Source organism: Photobacterium sp. AWH4_225 (assembly GCF_056158405.1).
Map to the genome: position 1 here is coordinate 742,946 of NZ_JBSWTF010000004.1, position 24,650 is coordinate 767,595.

The 24,650-nt window shown below is 45.0% G+C and carries 21 protein-coding genes and 1 pseudogene; 10 read left to right on the plus strand and 12 right to left on the minus strand.

What is annotated here, in order from left to right; genetic code table 11:
- Positions 1–100 precede the first annotated feature (100 nt).
- Both ACXAD4_RS20705 and ACXAD4_RS20710 read right to left on the minus strand, forming a co-directional pair.
- Positions 101–634 (minus strand): porin family protein, encoded by a 534-nt coding sequence (locus ACXAD4_RS20705; RefSeq protein WP_475243823.1) that lies wholly within the window; start codon positions 632–634, stop codon positions 101–103.
- 164 nt (positions 635–798) lie between these two features.
- Complete coding sequence (locus tag ACXAD4_RS20710; protein WP_475243825.1) at positions 799–1,029, minus strand: hypothetical protein; 231 nt, start codon at positions 1,027–1,029, stop codon at positions 799–801.
- Between the two features lie 325 nt (positions 1,030–1,354).
- Here ACXAD4_RS20710 and ACXAD4_RS20715 point away from each other — a divergent pair, with 325 nt between their 5' ends.
- Positions 1,355–1,780, plus strand: coding sequence for a septal ring lytic transglycosylase RlpA family protein (locus tag ACXAD4_RS20715; protein ID WP_475245604.1), 426 nt, complete (start codon positions 1,355–1,357; stop codon positions 1,778–1,780).
- A gap of 52 nt (positions 1,781–1,832) precedes the next feature.
- On the opposite strand, the pseudogene ACXAD4_RS20720 reads toward ACXAD4_RS20715, so the two are convergent.
- The 4 genes and pseudogenes from ACXAD4_RS20720 to ACXAD4_RS20735 all read right to left on the minus strand — a co-directional run.
- Positions 1,833–1,934 (minus strand): annotated as a pseudogene (locus ACXAD4_RS20720) (cysteine/O-acetylserine transporter); the annotation flags it as partial.
- A 12-nt stretch (positions 1,935–1,946) separates the two neighbouring features.
- A complete protein-coding gene (locus ACXAD4_RS20725) occupies positions 1,947–2,636 on the minus strand; it encodes a zinc metallopeptidase (protein ID WP_475243826.1) in 690 nt (229 codons plus the stop codon).
- A gap of 228 nt (positions 2,637–2,864) precedes the next feature.
- Entirely contained in the window at positions 2,865–3,371 is a 507-nt protein-coding gene (locus ACXAD4_RS20730; protein WP_475243827.1) for a pilus assembly FimT family protein, read from the minus strand.
- Positions 3,372–3,804: 433 nt separating this feature from the next.
- Complete coding sequence (locus tag ACXAD4_RS20735) at positions 3,805–4,290, minus strand: GlcG/HbpS family heme-binding protein (RefSeq protein WP_475243828.1); 486 nt, start codon at positions 4,288–4,290, stop codon at positions 3,805–3,807.
- A 215-nt stretch (positions 4,291–4,505) separates the two neighbouring features.
- On the opposite strand from ACXAD4_RS20735, the gene ACXAD4_RS20740 reads away from it, so the two are divergent.
- On the plus strand, positions 4,506–5,183 hold the full coding sequence (locus ACXAD4_RS20740) for a response regulator (protein ID WP_475243829.1): 678 nt from the start codon (positions 4,506–4,508) through the stop codon (positions 5,181–5,183).
- Positions 5,161–6,612 (plus strand): ATP-binding protein, encoded by a 1,452-nt coding sequence (locus tag ACXAD4_RS20745; protein WP_475243831.1) that lies wholly within the window; start codon positions 5,161–5,163, stop codon positions 6,610–6,612. The genes ACXAD4_RS20740 and ACXAD4_RS20745 overlap by 23 nt, the downstream gene beginning before the upstream one ends.
- A 30-nt stretch (positions 6,613–6,642) precedes the next feature.
- Here ACXAD4_RS20745 and ACXAD4_RS20750 read toward each other — a convergent pair whose 3' ends face one another.
- On the minus strand, positions 6,643–6,954 hold the full coding sequence (locus ACXAD4_RS20750; protein WP_475243832.1) for a hypothetical protein: 312 nt from the start codon (positions 6,952–6,954) through the stop codon (positions 6,643–6,645).
- 151 nt (positions 6,955–7,105) lie between these two features.
- Between ACXAD4_RS20750 and ACXAD4_RS20755 the strand changes: the two genes are divergently transcribed.
- Positions 7,106–7,675 carry a TetR/AcrR family transcriptional regulator gene (locus ACXAD4_RS20755; protein WP_475243833.1) on the plus strand — a complete coding sequence of 190 codons (570 nt, stop codon included), beginning with the start codon at positions 7,106–7,108 and terminating at the stop codon, positions 7,673–7,675.
- A gap of 8 nt (positions 7,676–7,683) precedes the next feature.
- Here ACXAD4_RS20755 and ACXAD4_RS20760 read toward each other — a convergent pair whose 3' ends face one another.
- From ACXAD4_RS20760 to ACXAD4_RS20780, 5 genes are all read right to left on the minus strand, one after another.
- Positions 7,684–9,003, minus strand: a complete 1,320-nt coding sequence (locus ACXAD4_RS20760) for a hypothetical protein (RefSeq protein ID WP_475243834.1) — start codon at positions 9,001–9,003, stop codon at positions 7,684–7,686.
- Positions 9,004–9,199: 196 nt separating this feature from the next.
- Positions 9,200–10,915 (minus strand): sulfatase family protein, encoded by a 1,716-nt coding sequence (locus ACXAD4_RS20765; protein ID WP_475243835.1) that lies wholly within the window; start codon positions 10,913–10,915, stop codon positions 9,200–9,202.
- Between the two features lie 417 nt (positions 10,916–11,332).
- Positions 11,333–12,655: a hypothetical protein gene (locus tag ACXAD4_RS20770; protein WP_475243836.1), complete on the minus strand. Its 1,323-nt coding sequence runs from the start codon at positions 12,653–12,655 to the stop codon at positions 11,333–11,335.
- A 200-nt stretch (positions 12,656–12,855) separates the two neighbouring features.
- Positions 12,856–14,595 carry a sulfatase family protein gene (locus tag ACXAD4_RS20775; protein ID WP_475243837.1) on the minus strand — a complete coding sequence of 580 codons (1,740 nt, stop codon included), beginning with the start codon at positions 14,593–14,595 and terminating at the stop codon, positions 12,856–12,858.
- Positions 14,596–15,061: 466 nt separating this feature from the next.
- A complete protein-coding gene (locus ACXAD4_RS20780; protein ID WP_475243838.1) occupies positions 15,062–16,036 on the minus strand; it encodes a hypothetical protein in 975 nt (324 codons plus the stop codon).
- Positions 16,037–16,625: 589 nt separating this feature from the next.
- Here ACXAD4_RS20780 and ACXAD4_RS20785 point away from each other — a divergent pair.
- The 6 genes from ACXAD4_RS20785 (at position 16,626) to ACXAD4_RS20810 (ending at position 24,611) form a co-directional block, all read left to right on the plus strand.
- Complete coding sequence (locus tag ACXAD4_RS20785) at positions 16,626–16,967, plus strand: hypothetical protein (RefSeq protein WP_475243839.1); 342 nt, start codon at positions 16,626–16,628, stop codon at positions 16,965–16,967.
- 46 nt (positions 16,968–17,013) lie between these two features.
- A complete protein-coding gene (locus ACXAD4_RS20790) occupies positions 17,014–18,492 on the plus strand; it encodes a putative glycoside hydrolase (protein ID WP_475243840.1) in 1,479 nt (492 codons plus the stop codon).
- Between the two features lie 70 nt (positions 18,493–18,562).
- On the plus strand, positions 18,563–19,978 hold the full coding sequence (locus tag ACXAD4_RS20795; RefSeq protein WP_475243841.1) for a sulfatase-like hydrolase/transferase: 1,416 nt from the start codon (positions 18,563–18,565) through the stop codon (positions 19,976–19,978).
- A 57-nt stretch (positions 19,979–20,035) separates the two neighbouring features.
- Positions 20,036–21,445, plus strand: coding sequence for a sulfatase (locus ACXAD4_RS20800; RefSeq protein ID WP_475243842.1), 1,410 nt, complete (start codon positions 20,036–20,038; stop codon positions 21,443–21,445).
- Between the two features lie 309 nt (positions 21,446–21,754).
- A complete protein-coding gene (locus ACXAD4_RS20805) occupies positions 21,755–23,065 on the plus strand; it encodes an anaerobic sulfatase maturase (protein ID WP_475243843.1) in 1,311 nt (436 codons plus the stop codon).
- A gap of 49 nt (positions 23,066–23,114) precedes the next feature.
- A complete protein-coding gene (locus ACXAD4_RS20810; protein ID WP_475243844.1) occupies positions 23,115–24,611 on the plus strand; it encodes a sulfatase family protein in 1,497 nt (498 codons plus the stop codon).
- The last annotated feature ends 39 nt before the right edge of the window (positions 24,612–24,650 follow it).

The window sequence follows — 24,650 nt, forward strand, 5'->3', positions numbered from 1 at the left end:
CCCAAGACCAATACCCCAAAGAAAGGTTACCTTTCTGCGGGGTATTTTTCTTTCTTGGCTTTCTATCTTGGTTTCTTTCTCAGCCTTCTTGCACAAATGGCTAGAAGCGGCGATCGAATGCCAACGTCACTTGCTGAGTTGTATCCAACTCATGCTGGCTGCCATTAACATCCATATCTAGGTATCGGTAAGATAAGTCAACGCTCCAGCTCTGGGGCAGACGATACTGCAATCCAACTTGTCCACCCCACGTAAAATGAGTCCGTCGCCTGTCGTCAAACTCATTGTTGTAAAGGCCCATCGTCGGTCCAATAAATCCTGCCAACCGCCCATCAAAAGCAAACGGCACCATATAGTCATACGAAAACGTCATTAGGTGCATGTAGTGCTTATACTTTTGATCATCCGCCTTAACGTCATCATCCTTATAGGAATAAGCCGCAGTGATTCGATGATTCTCTTCAAGGATCGCACCAGCACGAAGCTGAAAGTGAACACTTTCACTGTCCTTATCTAGAGTACGTTTAATTTCATCTTGCTGCCAACCAACACCAGCGCCAACAAAAAAATCCGTTGCCAAAGCGGGTGTCGCCACAGCTATCGAAATAATGCTAATCAAAGATAACCTTTTCATTATTCGCTCCTTTCTCTGCTGTAACATGGAAGAACAACTTCATGATACTAAGCTGATTAGGAATATCTTTGCACTTTATCTGAGTTTTTACTCTAATTATAAGCGATCGATGGCTGTTCAGAATTTGTACAGCAAGAAAGGAAGGAAAAGCAGGGATTGTCCCCTTAGTGAATTGTTGCGCCAGCGCGTATTTCGTCCGCTGTTATATCAGCTTGGTCTTCTGGTAGCCAAACGACAAAAGCTCCATTTTCGCCGTAAAAGTCATCCCAACCGCCGTTCAACACTTTTAACTTACACAACGCCTTGATTTCTTCTTTGCTTTTACCGAGCTTAAGGGCTGCGTGATCTAGAGTGAAAGGTTTAATCCAGTTTGTTTGAAATTGCGTGGCTGACATGTTTGGTTTTCTCGTTGAACGAATACTAATTTAGAGTTGCTTTGCACGTTAATCCCCATTTACGGCGATATTTTTTACGCGGAGCAACAATACCAATCACCTTCATTCAAAATCAACCGACTGAAGCACATGTTCAATGTAATGTGGCTCCATTCTTAAAAATAATACGACGTCTCATATTTTATGAACTTCATCAATACGATCACACTTAAAATCTTTCTTAACCTTGACTAAATGGAACATAGTTCGTGTCAAAATCGGCGAGTCATATCCGATGATCAACAAAGACAAACATGGCATGAAGAAGATTGAGTATCCAAATAGGATGAAAAAATTAAACCTCGCCTTTACGGCTCTCACCCTTACTTTGCTTGTTGGCTGCTCGTCAACTACGGCAATCAATGATGAAAAAACAAAGAATTACGCAAAGTCACATCAGCTTGTTGGTCAAGCATCATGGTACGGTAACAAATACCACGGAAGACTCACTGCCAGTGGTGAGCGGTATGATATGAGAGCCTATACCGCAGCTCATAGAACCTTACCTTTTGGGGCTATCGTGAGGGTTACAAATACAGCCAATAACAAAACGGTAGATGTCAAAATCAATGATCGTGGTCCCTTTGCGAAAGGCCGAGTCATTGACCTTTCTCATAAGTCGTTTGAGCAAATAGGTGACGTAAAAAAAGGCTTAGCGCCGGTTAGAATTGAAATCATTGATGACAGTAATACCTTTAGGTACAAGCACTAATCCCCTACTTACATGTACCTTGGGCTAAATTGTGCAGCAGGCTGCTGCACAATTAGGCAAACAGCTGTGTTGCACAGTAGTGCAATGTCGCAGCTAATGTCATGTTGATGGCTTTGCCATATTTTTGAAATTGTGATTGAAGTAGCTTACTAGCATCAAGCAGCCATTACCGACGTAGCACCGCGATCCATCGCCCCAAGTTTAACAAGCTGGTCAGCGAGGCAGCGACATAGGTCAGCGCCGCCGCCTTGAGAATTTTCTCTGCATGCTCCAGATCACCATCGTACAGGTAGCCGCCTTTCTGCAGGATCGGCAGAGCCTTGCCATAGCTGGCATCGAACTCAACCGGAAGAGTCAACAGGTGCACCAGAGTACTTAATGCCATTGAAACAATACCAATCATTATCGTTATCGCTCCCGCTTGCGGCAGGCGGGTTAGCATTAGGACAAGCGGAGCAGCCACTAGCATCATTCCGGCAATACGCTCGCCGACCATGGCAGTCTTTACGAGTTTCTGCCGCGCCAGGAACAAAGACTCTCCACGTGAATCCTGAATGGCATGCCCCACTTCATGGGCGGCCACAGTCACTGCCGTCAGCGAGTATCCTGAGTAGTTGTCCGGCGTCAGACGCACAGCCTTAGCGACCGGATCATAGTGATCACCGGCAGAGGTCTCCTCTACCTCGACGTTACCCAAGCCGAAGCTGTCCAGCAGGTGGCGAGCAAGTTCACCACCACTTCCCTGCTTGCGGTAGCGATCAGCCGGCTCTCTGTACTTTTCCATCACATGATTGACCCACATGCCCGGCAGGAAGACGCATATCGCGATTATGAGTAATATGACTATCCAGAACATTTAAATCAGTATTCCATGAGCAATTGTGTGACTACTAAATATTATACGCATAGAAATAAGCAGCAGATGCTTGCCGACAACAGAACTGAGCTGGCTAGGCTAGCTCGAAGTTAGCCAGAAGTGCGTTAGTGATATTACCAAATAAGCAACAAATATATCACGCAAGGGGTTGCTGGAACCTAGTGCCTATCCGGGTAAAGCATTGAGTTTGCTTAAGAGTAATTATTCTCAGCAGCCGTCATATATTTTTGTGATTTCATGATCTAACAAGTTACCTGTAATATCCCCATCTTCATTGTTATGTGGCCTTGGTAACTTAATGAATAGGTAACATCCATGCTTGGAAAGCTTACTTAAGTCTTCACTCGATTTAATGTCATCCCTAAGGGAGACAAATAGGCTGTTATCTGTAACAGAAAGCAGGCTATAACCGCTAACGTCCATCGCCTTTTCCACATCTTCTTTCTTCAGGTTCATATGGCCAAAAATGACATACAAGTCGGTTCCTGGGAGCTGCGTTCTTTCCAAGGTATATTCCATACCATGCATTATGGCCTTGGATCTTACCATTTCATCAGCCGCCCTGAATGCGCCAACAAAGCCATCAAGTGCCGCTATGCGGGAGTCTGACGATACATTTAAAAAGCGCGGAGCTGCAGTGACAGCAATAATGCCCAGAACAACGATCACAATGATCATCTCGATTAATGTAAAACCACGCGAAAGATGCCTCATAAATAATCCCTATAAAAATAGTCAACGATATGCCACTTTGTGCACTTTTATTGTGTCGCTGAATTATATGGGTTGCTTATGATTTTACTAGATAGCATCCGCTTGTTTTATGTATGCCTTTGTAGGCTATTAACATTTTGAAAAGATTGAAAATTAAATGCTCGTTTAAACACAATGAATACTCAAGTATGGATAACAAAGTTTTGGACGAATGTATGGTACGCCCTTCAGCTCTCCCCCCTGTAATCTGCATTACCTACATGACATTTCAATATTAACCAGAGCAATGTAAGTATACTGACTAATACCACCTCCTTTTTCGTCATCTCTTAGCCCTGACTCTTGATCTTTATTATGAAATCAAGAGACAGAAGCTAATGTGGGCTTTGTTGTACGGCGAATATGGCTCTGCTTAACCGACAGAAAACGAAATTTATTTCATCACAGCCTTAATCGCCGCTTCAGCACAGATGACATCAAGATGACCGCCAGGTGCGCCGCCTACCCCGATAGCACCAACAATCTGACCTTTGTACTCAACAGGAAGGCCGCCAGCCAGGAAGAGGAGGTTGTCGTCCATATCACGCAGCGGATCCATCAACGGTTTTTCTGCGACCAATTTCATCAAGTTGGCGGTTGGTTGTTTCATGCTAACTGCTGTGAAGGCTTTCTGGCGCGAGCTATCCAATGTGTGCGGGCTAGCGTTGTCGTAACGCAGTTGCGCTTGTACTCGGCCGGAAATATCGACAACCGTAGCAGACACGTTGTAGCCATCTTTGGCGCATTGGCCTACTGCTGCATTTGCTAGCTCGAAAGCGGTTGCTGATGATAGTTGGGTAACCATTGATACTTTCTCATTAGCCAAAACAGAGCTTGAAGCGGCGAGTAATGTGGCGGCAAGTACAATATTCAATTTCATGATCTTTCCTTAATCGGTTCAGTAATTCAGTGATGTATTTGGGCGATGTATTACGAGGTAATTACTTAGCTCTCGGTGCCCGTGTTGTTGCGATGGAAAAACAATATCCAGCCACAATTGCTGCAACCTTGTTGAAACATTACATGTTTGTAATGAAGTGAAATGTTGTCATCATGTAATATCGGGATAAGGAATAGCGGTAAGCAGGATGCAGAATGAATATTTTAGTGATTGAGGATGACAGTCATATCAGTGCTTTCCTTAAGCAAGGCTTTGAGGAAATGGGCTTCAATGTCAGTTGTATCGCAGATGGTAAGCAGGGCTACCAGCTGGCGACGCAAGATGATTTCGATTTGGTCATTTTGGATCTGATGCTACCAACCTGGGATGGCATGGATGTACTGCGCCGGTTAAGGGGCGAAGGCTATCAAGTTCCGATTATCATCCTGAGTGCTCGCCATCTGGTTGAAGAGAAGGTACAAGGGTTGCAATCTGGCGCTGATGACTACCTGGTGAAGCCGTTTGCATTCGCTGAATTGGCCGCCCGTTGCCAGACTTTATTGAGGCGGCAGATGCCCACCAATAGCCAAAACCAGTTGGTATATAGCGATCTGAAGCTCGACCTTTTGACCCGTAAGCTTTTTCGCCGTGAAAAAGAAATATCACTCAAGCAGCGTGAATTCGACTTATTACAATTATTGATGCAGCAGCCGGAACGGGTATTTTCCAAAACCATTATTCTAGAGAAAATTTGGGGCTATCAGTTTAATCCGCAAACCAATGTGGTTGATGTGCTGGTGTGTCGTTTAAGGGCACAGGTCGATAAAGGCTTTGAACAGCCTTTGATCCATACCATTCGCGGGGTGGGATATGTCCTTAAATATGAGAGCTGAGCAATCAACTCGCCAAGCACAAAAATGGCTGTTTGGACGATTTGTTGCCACAGTGACCCTGTGCTTTGTGGTCATCTTGCTGGGTATTGGCCTAATGCAGGTGTACTCCCTTGACGGGGTAGACAAGAAATTACTCAAGTCGATGGGAGCAGAATACCAGAGGATCTTAAAGTACGAATCGGATGATAAATTAATCCATGTGCTTGAAGGTAACCCTGAACGCTTAATAGAAAATACAATTACAGCCGTTTCTGTCAGTCAAAGCCCCCAGAGCAAACCCCAATATATTGCTGGCACCAAGCATGACAATGCCGATATAGCCCTGGAATACTACCAGGCTGATGATCGTGCTTGGTATCAACTGTTACTTGAACCACATTACTTAACGCTAAAACTCAACGGCCAGCATCAAGACTTTTGGTTGGTTTTAAATGTTCACCCACGCTTGCACCTGCTTTTTATTCAGTGGCTTATTATGGTAGGGGCGCTAGCGCTATTGTGTGCAGTTATTTCCTTGATTGTTTGGCGGTTACTGACAACAACGCTTTCCCCTGTTCACCGCTTAGCGAAAACATTGGATCAAGCGAGTGAGTGGTCGGTAAGCTCGCCACAAGACAATGACAGCAATACTGCCCATGACAAGAGAGGAAAAGGTGAAAATGGCTTAGCGGTACTGAACCAAAGCTTGGAATTGGTTCACGGGCGATTAGAGGCAACGATTACTAGTATGGACAATACCCTTGATGCGATAGCCCACGACCTACGAACGCCGCTTTCTCGTATTGCATTAACGACGGAAAAAACATTGGCGTCAAGCCAGCCTCCTTCCAATGAACAACTAACCAGTGCCTTATCTGATTGTGCCGAGTCAGCCCAGCAGGTAAGCGGAATGCTCAACACGTTAATGAAAATTAATGATGAAGCAGCCAGCAAGTCATCGGTGGCCTTCGAAACGGTAGATGTACAGCAACTGATGCTGAATGTTGCCTCCTGGTACGAAGAGTTGGCTGAAGACAGAAAGATGCAGATAGATGTGTCTGGGATAAAGCCGTGCAAGGTATTCACGGAGCCGAATCGGTTGATGCAGGTTGTTGTTAATCTTGTAGATAACAGCTTCAAGTATACCCCATCAGGTGGCACGATTTACTTAACCTGCGGTTCGGAGAAGGAAGGGGCGACGCTTTGCGTGGGCGATAATGGCATCGGAATTGCGCCAGAGCATCATGAATTGATTTTCAAGCGTTTGTACCGGGTCGATCAAAGCAGGACATATTCTGGGTATGGGGCTGGGGCTGGATATGGCTTGGGACTGGCGATGGTGAAGGCTATGATTGCTTCTCTTCAAGCCAGTATCCAAGTAGATTCGACATTGGGCCAAGGGGCAATGTTCACGGTTATCTTTCCTAATGAAACCACCCTGCAACCTTAACGCGTTGCAGGGCTCTTTTCTTCGGTGGCATTAACGCGAGTGGCTATGGAATATCGTTCTTGAAGCCACTGACATGTCCATATCATCCGAAGCGACAATGTTGACCGAGCGGCTAGCATTTAATGACAGCGGGATAAACACACGGCCGCGCTCGTCAGTGGTAAAAGAGGCACCATTAAGCTGAGGGACGTTGGTCACATTCACTGTTAGCCCTGCTTCAGGCCCTGATTGCCCTGTCGCTTTGACATGGATCCCTGAAGCCGAATCGGTGATGTTTAGTTCAACGGCTGAAGCTGACATTGAAGCGACAAGTAAAGTTGATAGCGCGATTGACTTAAGCATGTTGTATTCCTTCTATGGCTGACTCTTCTTGATTTCGAAACTAAACCGTTTCGTTTTGTTGTTTTTAAATCTAGAATTGATTATTGAAACTGTCAAGGGTATAAAACTAATTAGTTTCGTTTTTATATTTCTGGTTCGGAGGGTGAAGGGTATGAGTCGTCAAGAAGAGAAGAAGCGCCGGGCGATTGAAGCCACGCTGGCGCTATGTGTGAAGCACAGTTACCACGGTACCAGCATGGATACCATCACGGCTGCTACCGGCATGTCGAAAGCAACGATTTACCGCCATTTTGGCTCCAAAGAAGCCTTAATCGCCGAAGCTTTGGCACTCTACAGCGAGCAAACACTCTCCCATTTAACCCAGTTGTTTGATGATCCTGACTTGTCGCTGGAAGAGAAGTTAACGGCCCGCTTTACGACATTAGAGGCCCTGGTCGAAGCCAGTGATTTCAATGGCTGTATCTACCAGCAAGCCTTTAACGAGTATCGCAACGAAGATGAGCGCATTGCCGATGTGTGTGTCTCGTATAAACAAGAGCGAATACGCCTGGTCACCGAGCTGCTATTAGCCCACGACATTAAGCAAGCTAAAGAAAAGGCAACCCGAGCCGAGCTGGTGTTTAACGGTCTGCTGGCCTCGCTGGAAATGGGAGCAGATCCAAAGCTAATGTCACTCGCCAAACAAATGTACTTTGAACAGCTACAGATAAAATTGCCTTAATTTTTTTCTTAGTTATCAGGCGTGAATGACTGGTACATATCAACCACATCTTGATAGTAACCAGACCGTTTAAGGTAAGTTTCGACCTGCTGGTTGATACTCGTCGCAAGGAAAGCACAGACAAACATCCCTTGATCTAGTGAGATCAACTTTGTCGACATCTTTCCTGTAGTATCAACCGCATCAAACCAGCCATATGGCGACTCAATTTCCGGATGCTGCTGCTTAATTGATTGAAGACAAGTTACTGCATCCGTAGGGTTAACCATATAGGACAAAGCCGTCGCATGGGGCGTTCCGGTATTGCCCCCCGCAATAGACAAGCTGAAACGGACCGAGGCCTCGGAAAGTTCAGGTACACCAAATGCAGCATAGCTGTCATCGGTTGTTGCAGCTGAAGATACAAAAGGCATGTTGTTTTGCTCCGAATGACACAGTTGTACCTTCGTCATATCTTCGATAATTGAATAGTCAGGGATAAGCTGTTTTTCGTTGAGCCAAATAGCAGGCAACATGCCCTGGAAATACGCCCCATCCCAAGTCAGCATCGGTTTAAGTGTCTGCTGGTTTACTTCGAATGAGCCGGTATACAGCTCCATATTTTTAAAAGCTGACTGGGGAACAGGGTGACTGGTGCCTTTGGTGATCAAATGGGCCCAAAGCGGGGCCAAGCGGCTTTCATTTGCTTTTCGGTCAATGTAGTAGCCAAGAGGTGCATTGTCCTTGGTAGACCAACCGGCATATAGTAGATCCTTTTTTGGATCATAGAGTTGTTGCCAGCCAGCTACTTGCCTCTGCAAAATATTATCGACTTTATTAACGGCACTGACCGCTAACGCATCATCAGAATCAAGATAAGCTCCCGACACTGCAGCCAGCGCAAATGCCAAATTAGCGTTATCAACAGCAGGAATTATCCCCTCATCCTGAGGCTGTAGTTGGCCATCGACAATATCGTATGGCCAATAGAACAAACCATTCCAGTTTGGTGCGCCAAGTAAAACATCTAATGTTTCATTGATCCTAACAAGAGCTGCTTCATTGCCATTTAAATGAGCCTCAGTCAGGATATTCAGATACAACCCGATCTCGGTGGTATTGACGTAATACTGGGGATCAATATCAGAGCCTGTGACAAACAAGGTATCGTAAGGCACCTTTGCTTGCTCATCGACACCAACTCCATCTAAAAAGAAATCCAAATTGTTTTGTAGCTCTTGCTCAAAACCTGATGGATAAAAGTGCTTTCGCAATACCAACTCGGTAACTTTAGCGCCTTTCGCTTGAGGCGAATGAGATGAAATAGAAGCTCGGGTGTGTTGTGACATAGTCTAAGAATGCTTTACAGAGTCAATCAGAAATTGGCCCGAACATACCATAGGCTTCCCGTAACTCATCTAACCCGATTTATGATTTGTGCCTATACCAACAGTCCTTACAAAAAAAGCCCCTCATACATAGCGTATGAGGGGCGATTTCTATTAGACTAATCAGCTTTTATGATTTTCCTGGCTTTGCAGAAAATTAGAAGCCCAATTTTTCACGTTCTTGACGGTTCATGAACGGGTATGGCGCTTCGAAGTAATCTTCAGGCACATCATAACGCTCACGGGCATTCTCAAGCTCAGTGGTCATCATCGCACGTACTTCTGCGTACTCAGGATCTTCGTAAACATTGTTTACTTCATTTGGATCTTTCACCAAATCGTACATTTCGAAGAAGCCTTTACCTTCATTCTGAGAATAGAAGTCAATCAGCTTGTAGCGATCGCTGCGCACACCGTCATGGCGAGGTACATTGTGTGCACCTTCCATGTAGTAGTGGTAGTAAACCACTGGGCGCTCTTCCTGCCACTCTGCATCAGACGTCTGCCCCTTAAGGACTTTCAGGAATGATTTACCCTGCATTTCTTCAGGTGTCGGCAATCCAGCAGCATCAAGGAACGTTGGGCCAAAGTCCATATTCTGGATCATTGCCTGTGGACGTTGGTTAGGCGCGATCTGACCCGGCCAGCGGATCATAAATGGCATCTTGAAGCCTTCTTCGTACATGTAGCGCTTCTCAGCCCAACCATGCTCACCGATGAAGAAACTCTGATCCGAGCTATAAACAACGATGGTGTTTTCTGCCAGACCACTTTCGTCTAGGTAATCAAGAATACGGCCAACGTTTTCATCGATAGTCATTACCGTACCCATGTAGTCACGCATGAAACGCTGGTACATGTACTCAGTACGGGCAACTTTCAGATCACGTGGAACATTACCCCAACGACGCTTGTACATTGGGTCTTTCATCTTCTCCCAGTAATCGACGTTGACGTCATCGTACGCTTCGTGGAATGCCGCTTTTTGCTCGTCAGTCAGGCGGTTCATCCACTGATCGAAGTGCCAGCGCTGATCGCCGTCCATGCTCTTGATCCATTCTTCACGAACACGGGCTTTCTCAGGCGTCGTCGGTGCAGGTGGGAAGGCGTTGATACCTACCGGCGTCATACCGTATAGCTGCATCCACGCATTCTCTGCATGTTCGCCACGTGTTTTGTAATCGTCAAACAAGGTATCAGGGATCGGGAAGTTATGATCCATGAAAGTCGCCATGTGACGCGGTGGCGGGCGTCGTGGAGTATGTGGCGCTTTGTACTGAACTTTCAGCAAGAATGGCTTATCTTCATCCCAAGACTCTTCAAGCCACTCCAGCGACATATCCGTGATCAGATCTGTCGAGTAACCTTCGATTACTTGAGTTTTACCTTCCTGATCAATGAATTCTGGGTTGTAGTAAGTACCCTGACCACCAGCACCATTCAGTACTAATGAATAACCAAACTCATTAACTGGCGTCGGGTGCATGTGCCACTTACCGATCAGGGCAGTTTCGTAACCACTTTCTTCCAGCAGTTTAGGGAAGATAACCTGATTAGGGTTCCAACGAGAGGTGTTATCAAGCACGCCGTTCTTGTGAGAATGCTTACCAGACATTACCGATGCACGGCTTGGCTGACAAATAGAGTTGGTAACGAAAGCGCGCTCGAAAATTGCCCCTTCATTGGCAATACGATCAATGTTCGGCGTTTGACCTAAAGTCGGGTTGTATGCACTGATAGCCTGGTTGGCATGGTCATCAGAAAAAATAAATAGAATGTTTGGTCTTTCTTGCTCGGCTGCAACACTAGTCATTGCAGACGAAGCCAATAATAAGCCAATCCCCTTCGAAAGGGTTGAGCGTTTAATATTCATATTGTCCTTGCCTAATATAAGATTAAACAACTTGATATCACCAAGCTATTTTTTACTTTTACGCATATCGATAAAACAACAGTAAGTGCTTTTCCATGCACAGACGACTCAGTAAAATAACAGGCCAAACTGACAAGTTAATCGCATCGAGTGAATCATGTCCTTTTACAACTCAAAATATAAACGTTTCGACTGAGAGCGTCAATTAAACAGACTTAAAGTGTGATCCGGGTTAAGTACTATCAATAACATCACGACTTACCTGTAATAAAATGTTTATGGCTGTTAACCGGCAATAAAAACAGCTGTCGAAATTTATATTTTATTAATAAAAAAGCTCCCAACCAATTCGATTGGGAGCAAACAACAATGATGCAAAGATTGAAAATTACTCTAATAAACAGCTAAATACATCTACTACTCGAAATAGTTGTTGTATTTATTGAAGAACTCCATACCTAAGTGCTCAGGCATTGCAGCAATGCCAAACAAAAACGTTGAGAAATCAACACCTTCAATAAAGTCAGCTTTCCACTCCGGCTGATCATGGCTATAACGCCACAAGATTTCATAACCGCCTTCAAGCTCATGTTTAGCATTGATAGTGTTATCACGATAAGTCGAAATCAAATCAGCTTTCGCCCTATCATTAAATGGAATATAACCAGCAAGAATATGAGGAGACACCACTAAATTATGGTTGAACTGACGATCACCTTCGAAATGGAAACGGTCTACACAATAACCATTTGGACAAGAACCTGCACCACTACCCCATTCATATTCTTTTAATTCAACACCTTCAACATCGACATCTCGCCAGAAAGCGAAATCGGCTTTTGCTGAATTCTCAAGTGCAGTAACAAACTCTGGATGATTAGAGAAATCATGCATTAAATAGTTATTGAACAAGAAATTAAATTGCGAAGTAAACCACGTTTTACCTTCTGAAAGAACTGGAATACCGTTATATTCAGCTACTGGCAAGTATTTGGTCGATGCGTACCAAATATCCCAGAACTTTTTCGCATTACTTGCATTAACGGCGTTATCTAAATCTTTCGCCTGCTGGTTGGCAATACCAGCCACAAGCATATATTCATTGAATGCTTTAGTACGGTGCGGCTTAAACGTACCGTCGGTATGCTGGGCTAGGTAAATACGGCCAGTGCGAACATCAGCAATATACTGGGTTAAATCTGTATTGCGGTACAAGAAGTCAGCAAGCTCAGCAATTTCCTTGTTTTCGCTGAAGTAGTTCTTAACGAACAAAGCACCATAAATCATGATAGCACTGTCAACCGGACTCCAATCATCCCCTACAGCTTCGCCCGTTTGCGTATTGTAGAAATGAATAAAGGTGTTAGTCGCGTTCTGTGGAACCGTGAAGTTCGGATCACGACCAGCTAGCTTACGCAGTGTTACCAGAGCAAGCTCTTCCGCTTCAGGCTCCCAGCCATTAGCGTGGCCGATAGTTAGGGCAACCAGACCCATACCTGAGTTGGCAATAGAGCCGACATAGCTACGGTCACCATTTAGGAATAGCTTATCTTCATAGGTGCCATTCTCGTTTCGCAGTTGCTGCCAGTAGGCATAGCCACCGCGGTAAAGGCTATCAATGATCTCTTGATCGCTTTTCACTGATTCGCTGATGACCGTTTCATTCGCTGCTGTTTCAGCGAAAGCCATACCTGGCAGTAGCATGGTACCGATCAGCAGCGCAGCTAACTTCTTTTTCATTTCTATTCCTTCAACTTTAAAAGGGATACGATAAAGTAATCTCTGATTGCAAATATAAACGTTTCGACTAAGTATTCAAATCATAGCGGGGATAGAGTGTGCGATAGGTCACGCGATTTAATTGTTGCAGTTTGTAAATTAAAAAAGGCTTGCCAAACATAGCATGACAAGCCTTAAACAAAACCAATTAAAACATTAGCTTAGTTCTTAATAAGACCGAGTTCACGACGCTCTTTACGATTCATATATACATATGGCACTTCAAAGACATCATCAGGAACCTCATATTTATTTCGAGCTTCTTTCAACTGGTCATGCATCATTTCGCGAACATCTGAGTAATTTGGATCGGCGTAGACGTTATTGACTTCGTAAGGGTCTTTCTCCAAGTCATAAAGCTCGAATTCCCCTTTACCGCCGTTCTGCGAATAGAAGTCAATCAGCTTATATCGCTCCGTTCTCACGCCATCATGTCTTGGAACATTATGAGCACCATGCATGTAGTAATGGTAGTAAACGGCAGGACGTGCTTCTTGCCATTGCTCATCAGACATCTTTCCTTCTAGCAAGGCTTTGAATGATTTTCCTTGCATCTCTTTTGGAATCGTTACACCCGCAGAATCAAGGAATGTCGGCGCAAAGTCGATGTTTTGAATCATGGCATCCGGACGTAAGCCTGCCTCAATATGCCCTGGCCAACGGATCAAGAACGGCATTTTCATCCCTTCTTCATACATGTAACGCTTCTCAGCCCAACCGTGCTCACCAATAAAGAAGCTTTGATCCGAGCTGTAAACCACAATGGTGTTATCAGCAATGCCTGCCTCATCAATGTAATCCAGCACGCGACCTACGTTCTCATCAATCCCCATAACAGTCGCAGCATAATCACGCATGAAACGCTGGTACATGTAACTTAGACGATCTGCTTTTTGCTCGGTAGTGAGATTCCCTCTCTGTCTGGCGTACTTAGGATCTTTTTGCATCTCCCAGTACTCGACATTAATGTCATCATACGCAGCATGCCATGCATCGCGCTGCTCCTTATTCATCCGGTTCATCCATTCTTCATGCTTATTACGCTCACGAGGGTTCATGCTAGCCAACCACTCTTCACGAACCAGCTTGCGCTCTGGCGTAGTTGCTGCCGGTGGGAACGCATTAATACCTACAGGTCCCATACCATAAAGCTGCATCCAAGCACGTTGGGCATGATCACCACGGGTACTGTAATCGTCATGCAATGTTGCTGGCTCAGGGAAGACATGCCCCTTGAACGTAGTTAGGTGTCTAAGCGCTGGACGGCGAGGTGTATGTGGCGCCTTGTACTGGATCTTCAATAGAAATGGCTTGTCAGAGTCCGCATGTTGCTTCATCCAGTCTAGGGACATATCAGTAATAACGTCTGCCGAGTAACCTTCTACAACCGTTTTTTTGCCTTTCTGATCGACAAACTCTGGTTGGTAGTAAGTCCCTTGGCGACCAGAGCCGCTAAGCACGATGGAATAACCAAATTCATTAACAGGTGTTGGCCTCATATGCCACTTACCGATTAAAGCAGTCTCGTAACCTGCTTGTTCTAGCAGTTTAGGGAAAGCAACCTGATTTGGATTCCAGCGTGCTGTGTTATCAGTCACTCCATTCTGATGCGAATGCTTACCTGTCATAACCGAGGCTCGGCTAGGCTGACAAATTGAGTTGCCAACAAAGGTATTGTCAAAAATCGCCCCTTCATTGGCAATGCGATCGATATTTGGCGTTTTCACCAACTCAGAGCCATAAGCACTGATAGCGCGGTTGGCATGGTCGTCAGAAAAAATAAAAACAATATTCGGCTGTTCAGTCGAAACTGGTGCAGCTTCGACGGTTTCAGGCATGGCAACATTCGTAGCCATCAGCACCGCCATCCCCTTGACTAATTTAGAGTATTGAAAATCCATAGGAAGAAGAAAACCTTTTATTTATCATGAACTAACATCAAACATTGTACGTCCAGCAAAGATTTCCCGGTCAAACATTAGCTAAGGACAACAATCAATGTATGCGTGATGAGTGAACACCCTCAATATAAACGTTTCAACAGGCTCATTCAAACCGTTATTTCATTTTTGTGAAGCACGTAAAACAATGTAATCAAAACAAAAAAGGAAACAAGCAGTTATAACTTGAAGAAGTATGAAGAAAATCCGTCAGAGTAAAACAAGAAGGGAATATCAGAAACAATTAGACATATATTTTACGAGCAAAGATCAACTCATAACAAACCTGTAAAATCGATTTCTTTTTAATATTGTGTAATGGTCAGCGCTGCTTTCTGAAGAATAAGTATAGGAAAGTAGTAGTAAACAGCACTTATACAAATCAAAAAAGGAAAGTAGGTGACCCTCCTTTCCTTTTTCATTTTGACTATATGGTGATATTAAGCCCAACGCGAACTTGCATTTCCTGCTTATCGCCACCACTGTAATCAGGTGCATGCGCAGGTGAATGACGTTTATTATCACCATATTGGAAGTTAGCGACCAAACGTAAATTATTATTTATACGCTTGTTATTGTTTACATTAACTCTGACATACTCATAGCCATTCCAATACCTGCCGCTTTCTTCACGGCCAACAACGGCATTGAGCTCAGTTGTAATACCGTAGTAATGATTGAAACGCACAAAAGGCTTCACATTGTAGTTTTTACGGCGGAACTCATAGTCAGAATTATCTACCGTCCCATTGTAAGAAAAGCTAGCACCGTAGTTAATCTGGCGGCTCTGGCGGTATACATAGTTCACATCGGCTGAGTAACCCTGCCAGTTATCATTGTCTCTGTTTTCAGTTCTGTCATAGCGCTCACGCCATTTAAACTGGTAATCCGCAGTTGTTGAAATGAAATGTTGACCATATGTTAATTGTACACCTGGCTTCAATTTAAGTTCTTGGGTTGCGGTACCTTGTGCTTCAACTTGGCGGATATAAACGGGCTCAGCAAACCAACTGAAACTCGGGCTGACCCATTGCTCATAACGAGGAGCAAGAGTAAAACTCACACGTCCATCATTGCTATAACCATTATCACCTTTAACATCGACCCAAGACTCGGATAATACATGACGGAATCTGAAATTCTCATTTATTCGGGTAGAACCATCTAAATAAACAAGTCGATACGATGAGCGCTTAGGAGCATTGTCAAATACAGATTCGTTATAAACTAAACCTGTAAAAAAGTTTGTTCTTCGCTGGCTTGGACTTGAATCAGAACGAACTTGGATTGTATCAATATCACCATCCATATCAATCTGGTAAGAACTTGAATCAACTTGTGAAGCCAAAGCGCCACCAGAAAGCAATATTGTACCTATGCTTAATACCAATTTTTTATTCATTGTAATCCTGCTCTCACGTATTAGATAAAATTATAACTCGCTTGAATTTAATAGTTGATGACTGGGAGTTGGGAATAAGTAACAAAAAATATCTTAGTCTGGCAGCCATCGATTTGTTACGCACAAAGATAAACGTTTCGACTACAAAGTCAAAGGAAGCACTTTTTCGCTAAATTGATGTATAAACCCTTGGTTTGATTAAGATATTCATCAAAACCATGAATTTTGATAACAATTCTAAATTCTCACAATATGAACCAAATCACATGCATAATTTTACACTCATCAATATAATCTTTTAAAATCAACAAGTTGCAATCATCGATTTTTGAGTTAAATTGTACGCAAATATACTCTTAACTTAATTGATAGATTGAAAGCAAACTAATGCTAAGTAAGTAAACCACCAAACTTTAATTGCTAGAAATATGGCTTTAACACGAGTTACATCACAAAATTAATTAAAATCTACCCTATTTTTTTCTTGTTGAGGGGCTGGTGATTGAACCGTTTAAATATCTTATGTATGTTTCACTCAACATTTAATTGAAACGTTTTTACGACACAGGTCTTCTTGGAGATTCCCGCTATGAAAAAAATGATTGCTACCTGCTCTACTGCACTGTTGATGCTTATTTCAAGCCAGGCCCTTGCTTACAACGACCTTTCTCCAAGAGATCAAAAACGCATCTCAACTGAAGTTCATGAGATGCAAGTTTTCCTAGAACTTAGCCAGGGTGATGCAGACAAAGTTAAACAACTAAAAGCGGATATGGCGAAAGCCAATGCCAAGCTAATCCAAGAACACGGACGTGGTACCGATGCGTTCCGCGAAGCACGTAAGCCATATTGGAGAACTTACCAGTCAGGTTTGCATAGCGTCATCAGCCGTGAAGATCTACGCCGCTTTAATGCCTCGAAGAAAGGCTAAACCTGATTACCGAATTCCCCAAAGATTTACATAAAGGTTCCCTACAATGACTTATAAAAAATCCTCTCTAGCTTTATTGATTGCATCTACAGTCGCTTTGACTGGTTGTTTGGATGATAACTACGACTACAGTGGCGGTGGTGGTAATAACGGTGGCGGTGGCGGCGGTGCTACTGGATCTAAGTTAACGGCGCAAGTTCCTCTATATCATAATGATCCTAAATCCCATACTAGCCCTTATATAATGACAGCTGTTGATGTACATGGTATGGAAGTCGATGTCGATGGTCATGAGAACGGCGCTCTTGAGAATATTCAAGTGACAGGTGAGTTCCACAACACGAAACCACTCACAGTAAAAATCACTGACGATAAGGCTTCGCTTGTTTTCAAAGACGGCAAAGAGTATGACATCACAGCAGCTAATAATAGTGCTGATGGCCAAGGCGGTACTGTTCAATTTTATGTAGAAACCAGCCATTACGATATTGGTGAAGGCCCGGAACGCAACAAGGTAATGCTGACCATGGGGAATGGTGAGCAGAGTTATGGCATCGATATTTCAAGTGCCATGGCGGCGGCAGCAAAAACTGAGACAGGTACTGCCCAGTGGATACGTGTTCCTCTAAGCTGCTTCATTGAGCAAGGCCTTGATCTAACAAACGTTGACTACGCAATGGGTATAGAGAGCGAAGGGGCAATTGAGTATAGAATCAGCCAAGCGCGTTTGGCTTCTAACTCAGTACCTGAAGTCACAGGTACCAACAATATTCAAGGTTGTTTGAATAACAATAACAGCAAGATTTTAATCGATGACACAACAAACTTGTACTTACGCTCTCAAGGTGAAGGTGACAGCGATTGGGTAGAAGAAGGTGAGACGCTGAATGTCCGTGTTAATCGCGGTTCCGCTACCAAGCTAACACCATCGTATATTGTTAATGATAAAAAAGTTAGCTTCCAAGGTATCATATACGATGATAAGTTTGTCTCAGACAAACGCAGTACTCTTACGTTTGCAATTGACGCAGGAAGTAATCTAGGAAACATGGATATGTCTCGCCTAGATATGAGTCATTACCTAGATAAAGGTGAGTTACAAATGGCATTTTTCATTCCTGGCGCGGCAACAGTTCCTTCAGGAGATTTAAACCTTGTAGTTTCACTTGAGTCTCCATCAGCCAACACAAGTGGCGAGCCAACGCCAGGACTTCCTATTGGTGGCTACGGCAACTCTGAAGCTGTATCTTATAACCTAACTGAAGCAGGAATGACTCCAACTAAGATCCATCATGTGAGTATCCCTCTACGCGATCTATTTACTAAAACTAACGCCAATACCGGTGCCGAAACCATATCTCTCAACGCATTACAATATGTTGAAAAAATCGTAACTCACATCGAGCAGACTGATGCTAACGGCGACGCTGACTTCTCTCAACTTGCTGGATTAAGATACGGGCTTGCTGACATCAAACTGGTCATGAACCCAACTGGTGAAGAACCAGTTCCAGACGCACAATAAAAACCAATAACACTCTTTAACGGCCATTCCCCAATGGCCGTTTTCTCATTTCGCTCAGGAAACCAATAACATGAACTCAGCTCTGAAAAAGCATGGGATCACACTCGCAGTGGCAACGGCTCTAAGTGGTCCGGCTTTAGCGCAAGAAGCGCCTTCTACCCCGCAACAACCCAATGTACTCTTTATTTTTGTCGACGACATTGGCTATGCCGATATGGGCTTTCAAAACCAAAGCCAGGATATCGTTACACCACACATGGATAAGATCGCCGCAGAAGGTGCGATTTTTTCTGCTGGCTATGTAACAGCATCGGTTTGTGGCCCGTCCCGTGCCGGTTTGATGACTGGCCGCTATCAGCAGCGTTATGGCTACCATGACAACACAGCGCCCTTTATCAAAGAGCCGGGCATTGTTCAGGGCCTCGACCTGAACGCCAAAACCATTGGTAACTACTTCCAGGACGCAGGTTACGTCACAGGCTTTATTGGCAAATCTCACGACGGTGATGCCAAGGAATATTGGCCACACAATCGTGGCTGGGATGAATTCTACGGTTTCAACAACGGTGCTGCCGATTATTTTGTCAGTGGCTTTAATAATATGAATGCCGAAGAAAGGGCCTATTCATCAATCCATCGAAACGATGAACTGGTCGAAGATTTTGATGGATACCTCACGGATATCTTTGGCAACGAAGCGGTTGAATTTATCGACCGCCACCATGACAAGCCATTCTTCCTGTATGTGCCATTCAATGCTTCCCACGGTCCAATGCAAGCCAAGGAAGAAGATCTGGAGAAGTTTGCCCATATCGACGACGAGCTGCGTCGCAAGATGGTCGCCATGACCTATAACATGGACCTCAATATCGGCAAGATGGTAGATAAGCTTGAAGAGCATGATCTGATGGATAACACCATGATCATCTTCATGTCTGACAATGGCGGCAAACCTAATGGTAACGGTTCTTTCAATACCCCATTGAACGGTGCGAAGAATACCTACTGGGAAGGGGGTATTCGAGTACCGACAACCATCACTTGGCGTGGCACTATTCCAGCTAAGCAAGTGATTGACACCCCAATGATTTCCCTTGATATCTTGCCAACAACACTGGCAATGGCTGGTATTGAGCAACAAGAAGAGTGGCAACTGGAAGGCGAAAACTTACTGCCATTGCTAACTGGCGAAGTGACCGAGATGGATGAGCGCTTCCTTTACTGGAAAACCATCAACAAGAGCGCCATTCGTGATAACGATTGGAAACTGGTGATCCATAACACCCTAGTAAAACATCCTAAGCCAGAGCTTTACAAAATATCTGAAGATATCAGCGAAACCAATGACCTGGCCGCCCAGCATCCAGAGCAAGTCGAGCGTCTGCTTGCCGCCTTCGAACGCTGGGATGCCGACAACCAAGAAGCCAAGTGGGGATGGAACCGCAACCTGTTTCCTCATGCCAATGGCTGGCGTGGTCGCAACTAATTTCTTCGAATCTAAAAAACACAATAATTAACGTGGATATTCACTATGAAACACATAATGAAAAAAACCGCTATTAGCATGACCGTTCTCGCGGCACTGGGCAGTGGCGCTGCTGTGCAGGCTGAAACTCCCTCACAGCCAAATGTGGTGATCCTTTTTGCCGATGACCTAGGTTATGCCGATGTGGGCTATCACAACTCTAGCCAAGATGTCGAAACCCCTAACATGGATCGCCTTGCTGCCAGTGGCGCAGCGCTAACCGCAGGCTATGTTACCGCGCCAGTTTGTGGCCCCTCTCGTGCAGGTTTAACCTCTGGTCGTTACCAGCAGCGCTTTGGTTTCCACAACAACACAGGGCCTTTTGTCCGTGAAGAAGGGATTGTTCAGGGTACGCCAGATGAGATGCTGAACAATAACTTCGGTTACTACTTCCAGCAGGCAGGCTATGTCACCGGTATGGTTGGTAAACACCATGATGGCAAACAGCGTAAGTTCTGGCCTCACCATCGTGGTTTCGACGAATTCTATGGCTTCAACAATGGTGCAGCCAACTACTTTGTTGGGCCGCAAAACCAAGAGACAGCCGCTCGCAAGCCGTTCTCTGTGATGTACCGTAATGACAAAGTCGACGACAACTTCGATGAGTACCTGACCGACCGCTTCGGTACTGAAGCCATCAGCTTCATCGAACGCCATAAAGACTCGCCGTTCTTCTTGTACGTGCCATTCAACGGTGTTCATGGTCCTCTTCAGGCAACAGAGGAAGATCTTAAGCGATACGAGCACATCGAGGATGAAAAGCGTCGTAAACTTCTGGCGATGAATTACAATGTCGACCGCAACATTGGCCGTATTCTCGATACGCTGGAAGAGAATGATCTGACTGAAAATACCATTGTCTTCTTCCTGTCGGACAACGGCGGTAAGCCAAAGGGCAATGCGTCTTACAACCTACCTCTTCGCGCCCAGAAAGGCACCTTGTGGGATGGCGGGATCCGTATTCCGTTTGCTGTTTCTTGGCCGGGAACCATCCCTGCAGGCCAGACTATCGAAGATCCAATCATTTCGCTAGATATCCTGCCAACCATGGCAGCAGCAGCCAATATCGACGTTCAGGCAGAGTGGCAACTTGACGGGGTAAACCTACTACCGCTGCTAACAGGCGAAGAGAAAGAGCTGGAAAACCGCTTCTTGTACTGGAACACCAGCATGGCCGGCGCGATTCGCGACAACGACTGGAAACTGGTGATGCCAAACATTCGCAACAAGCGTCCACGTGTTCAGCTGTTCAATATCAGCAACGATATTTCTGAGTCGAAAGACTTAGCGAAAGAGCACCCAGAGCAAGTGAAACGCCTGCAAGAAGCATGGGATGCGTGGGATGCCCAGAACGAAGATGCAATGTGGGGCTGGAACCGCAATATGTTCCCTGTCGAAACGAACTGGCGAAATCTAAACAGCCTTTAAGCCGACAGGTAACTAACCAAATACAAAGGCAGCGCAATGCGCTGTCTTTTTTTACCCGGTTTTATCATTTCGACTACATTCTAGATTCAGCTCACATTCCCAAGGATGCAAACCACGCAAAATTTGTGGCTCGGTAGGCTTTGCGGTAACCTCAAATCAATTCGAAACGTTTATACAAAATAATAAATAAACGCTCTCAACTGGTAGTCAAATCATAGGTTGATGTTTCGCGTTCTAGCCCTTGAAAAGATGCTAAGGCACGTTCTGGGTTAACCCTAAACCTATGCAAATAACGTGAAAAGGTAAGCAATGTCTACATTAAAACAATGCCATGTCATGGCGAAACCAAGCAGCTCAGTATGTAACCTTGACTGCACCTACTGCTTTTACCTTGAGAAAGAAAAACTTTACCCTGAACGCAGAAGCCGCTGGCAGATGTCAGAAGAAACACTCGAGGCTTACGTTAAGCAATATATCGATGCAAACAGCGGTAGCGAAACCATTGAGTTTTCATGGCAAGGCGGCGAGCCAACCCTAATGGGGCTCGACTTCTTCCGTAAAGCGGTAGAACTTCAGCACAAATACCAGCAGAACCACCGTATTACCAATGCCTTCCAAACCAACGGTTTGCTGATTGATGATGAATGGTGTGAGTTTTTCAAACAGAACAACTTCCTGATTGGTGTTTCCATTGACGGCCCTGCCCGTCTACATGACCACTTCCGTGTGACCCGTGCCGGCAAGGCTAGCCACGAAAAAGTCATGGCGGCCATCACCAAGATGAAAAAGCACGGTGTCGATTTCAACACCTTGACCGTGCTAAACAGTGAAAACGTCAAATACCCTGAAGAGGTTTACGACTTCCTGGTCGGTATTGGCTCGACCTTCTTGCAGTTCATCCCAATCGTAGAGCGCGAAGCCAAGCAGGAAACAGAAGAAGGGCTATTCCTAGTCAGCCCTGAATACCAGGCAGAAGCAGACGTAACCGAATGGTCAGTACCGTCACTAGCCTATGGTGAATTCCTTAACCGCGTTTTCGACCGTTGGGTTAAGAAAGACGTCGGCCGTATCTTCGTCAATACCTTCGACTCAACCCTTGCAACATGGTGCAACGAGCCATCAGGCATTTGCGTGCAGTCAGAAACTTGTGGCCATGCCTTCATTCTTGAATCCAACGGCGACATGTATAACTGTGACCACTTTGTTTACCCAGAGCACAAACTGGGGAATATTCACAGCGACCCTATCCGCGATCTGAACCAGACCGACAAAGCCGTTAAGTTCGGTATGGATAAGAAAGACAAGCTCACCCTGCAGTGCCGTCGTTGTCCATACCGCATGCAATGTCATGGAGGTTGTCCTAAACACCGCTTCGCTCGCTCAGAGGCTGGCCAAGAAGGCCATAGCTACTTCTGTGCCGGCTACTATGCCTTCTTCAAGCATACCGAGACCAAGATGAAGCAGATGCGCGATCTACTGATGCGCGGCCGCCCAGCTTCGGACATTATCTATCTCGATCTGCAGAAGAAGATGGCGGCTAACACCTTTACCGGTGGCCGTAACTCCCCTTGTCCATGTGGTAGCGGCAAGAAAGTTAAGCGCTGCTGCCAGATTGTATAAGTCGATTATCACTCAGTAATTAACGAGCCTGTATTCAATGAAGTTAAACATGCAAGGAAACAAGAAAAGGACCTCATTAGCTTTTGCGATTGCAGGCTTGATTTACTCGGGTAATAGCCTAGCAGACCAACAGGTTGAGCCGCCTCGCGAAAACCTGAAAAGCCAGCCAAATGTCATTGTGATCTACACCGATGACCAAGGCTGGGGCGATGTCGGCTATCACGGTTTCGATGACATCCATACTCCCAATATTGATGCGCTTGCAGCCGGAGGCGTCCATTTTCCCCAAGCTTATGTCAGCGCCTCGGTGTGTGGCCCATCGCGGGCTGGGTTGTTGACTGGTGTCTACCAGCAACGTTTCGGAGTTTACGGCAACTTTGCTCAAAACCATGTGCCAAAAAGCCAGCCATTAATGATGGAGATGATGCAGGGTCTGGGTTACACCACCGGCGTCATTGGCAAATGGCATATGGGTGAACCTACAGGCAGACCGAATGAACGCGGGGCTGACTTCTTTTATGGCTTCCATGGCGGTTCGCACAACTACATGTTTTCTGATTCAGAGGAAGGGGGCAAGCCGTGGCTGTCCCCTCTTTACCGTAACACTGAAACAGAGCCGCCGATCCAAGAAAGTAATGGCTATCTGACCGAGTTATTTACCGACGAAGCCGTTTCCTTTATCGAAAACAATGCTGACAAACCTTTCTTCCTTCATGTTGCCCATTTTGCCGTTCACCACCCATGGCAAGTGCCTGAAGGGTATATCGAGCGATTGGAACACCTCGATGTTCATCATGAAGAGCGGCGTTTCTTTGCTGCACAAACATTGGTCTTGGATGATGGCATCGGTGCCATTATGGATACACTGAAATCCCACCAGCTAGATAAAGACACGCTAGTCTTTTTTATGAGTGATAACGGCACGCCTTCCGGACAAGGTTTTGAAGAACCTCGCAAGAAAAAGCGGGGGGAAACAACCATGTCTAGCCCTGGGCCATTTAATGGATTTAAAGGGGATACGTATGAAGGTGGAATTAGAGTGCCATTTATTATTCATTACCCTGCTCAAATAAAACCGGGAATGAAATATGAGCCTATGGTTAGCTCATTAGATATATTTCCGACCATTGCCGCCCGTTTTGGTATTAATAAAATAGAAACAACCACTGACGCTGAAGCTATCCCCTTTGATGGTGTTGATCTTTTCCCTTATTTATTTGGGGAAAAAGAAGGTGAACCGCATCAAACTCTATACTGGCGCAGGGATAATGACTATGCCATTCGAGATGGCCAGTGGAAGCTTGCCGTCAATGATGACAATGGTCCACGCACTATTCGCTTGTTTGATATGGAAAACGACCCGGGTGAGTGGCATGACCTAGCTAACGATAAACCCGATATGGCTCAAGCGTTGAAAGATAAATTTGATGCTTGGGAAGCGACTCTGCCTGTAAATAAACTCAGTGAAAAACCAACCAATCGAAATATTGGCTTTAACGATGGCAAAAGAATAAACGTGAAAGAGTTTAATCAGCAAATGAAATAATGACTCGATACTCTGCCGCTTAATGGATTGTTAGCGGCA

Coding starts and splice junctions, on each gene's coding strand:
- ACXAD4_RS20795 (WP_475243841.1), top strand. CDS start 18,563: ATGAACTCAGCTCTGAAAAAGCATGGGATCACACTCGCAGTGGCAACG.
- ACXAD4_RS20705 (WP_475243823.1), bottom strand. CDS start 634: ATGAAAAGGTTATCTTTGATTAGCATTATTTCGATAGCTGTGGCGACA.
- ACXAD4_RS20710 (WP_475243825.1), bottom strand. CDS start 1,029: ATGTCAGCCACGCAATTTCAAACAAACTGGATTAAACCTTTCACTCTA.
- ACXAD4_RS20760 (WP_475243834.1), bottom strand. CDS start 9,003: ATGTCACAACACACCCGAGCTTCTATTTCATCTCATTCGCCTCAAGCG.
- ACXAD4_RS20730 (WP_475243827.1), bottom strand. CDS start 3,371: ATGAGGCATCTTTCGCGTGGTTTTACATTAATCGAGATGATCATTGTG.
- ACXAD4_RS20750 (WP_475243832.1), bottom strand. CDS start 6,954: ATGCTTAAGTCAATCGCGCTATCAACTTTACTTGTCGCTTCAATGTCA.
- ACXAD4_RS20725 (WP_475243826.1), bottom strand. CDS start 2,636: ATGTTCTGGATAGTCATATTACTCATAATCGCGATATGCGTCTTCCTG.
- ACXAD4_RS20810 (WP_475243844.1), top strand. CDS start 23,115: ATGCAAGGAAACAAGAAAAGGACCTCATTAGCTTTTGCGATTGCAGGC.
- ACXAD4_RS20745 (WP_475243831.1), top strand. CDS start 5,161: ATGTCCTTAAATATGAGAGCTGAGCAATCAACTCGCCAAGCACAAAAA.
- ACXAD4_RS20755 (WP_475243833.1), top strand. CDS start 7,106: ATGAGTCGTCAAGAAGAGAAGAAGCGCCGGGCGATTGAAGCCACGCTG.
- ACXAD4_RS20770 (WP_475243836.1), bottom strand. CDS start 12,655: ATGAAAAAGAAGTTAGCTGCGCTGCTGATCGGTACCATGCTACTGCCA.
- ACXAD4_RS20715 (WP_475245604.1), top strand. CDS start 1,355: ATGAAAAAATTAAACCTCGCCTTTACGGCTCTCACCCTTACTTTGCTT.
- ACXAD4_RS20800 (WP_475243842.1), top strand. CDS start 20,036: ATGAAAAAAACCGCTATTAGCATGACCGTTCTCGCGGCACTGGGCAGT.
- ACXAD4_RS20765 (WP_475243835.1), bottom strand. CDS start 10,915: ATGAATATTAAACGCTCAACCCTTTCGAAGGGGATTGGCTTATTATTG.
- ACXAD4_RS20785 (WP_475243839.1), top strand. CDS start 16,626: ATGAAAAAAATGATTGCTACCTGCTCTACTGCACTGTTGATGCTTATT.
- ACXAD4_RS20735 (WP_475243828.1), bottom strand. CDS start 4,290: ATGAAATTGAATATTGTACTTGCCGCCACATTACTCGCCGCTTCAAGC.
- ACXAD4_RS20805 (WP_475243843.1), top strand. CDS start 21,755: ATGTCTACATTAAAACAATGCCATGTCATGGCGAAACCAAGCAGCTCA.
- ACXAD4_RS20775 (WP_475243837.1), bottom strand. CDS start 14,595: ATGGATTTTCAATACTCTAAATTAGTCAAGGGGATGGCGGTGCTGATG.
- ACXAD4_RS20780 (WP_475243838.1), bottom strand. CDS start 16,036: ATGAATAAAAAATTGGTATTAAGCATAGGTACAATATTGCTTTCTGGT.
- ACXAD4_RS20790 (WP_475243840.1), top strand. CDS start 17,014: ATGACTTATAAAAAATCCTCTCTAGCTTTATTGATTGCATCTACAGTC.
- ACXAD4_RS20740 (WP_475243829.1), top strand. CDS start 4,506: ATGAATATTTTAGTGATTGAGGATGACAGTCATATCAGTGCTTTCCTT.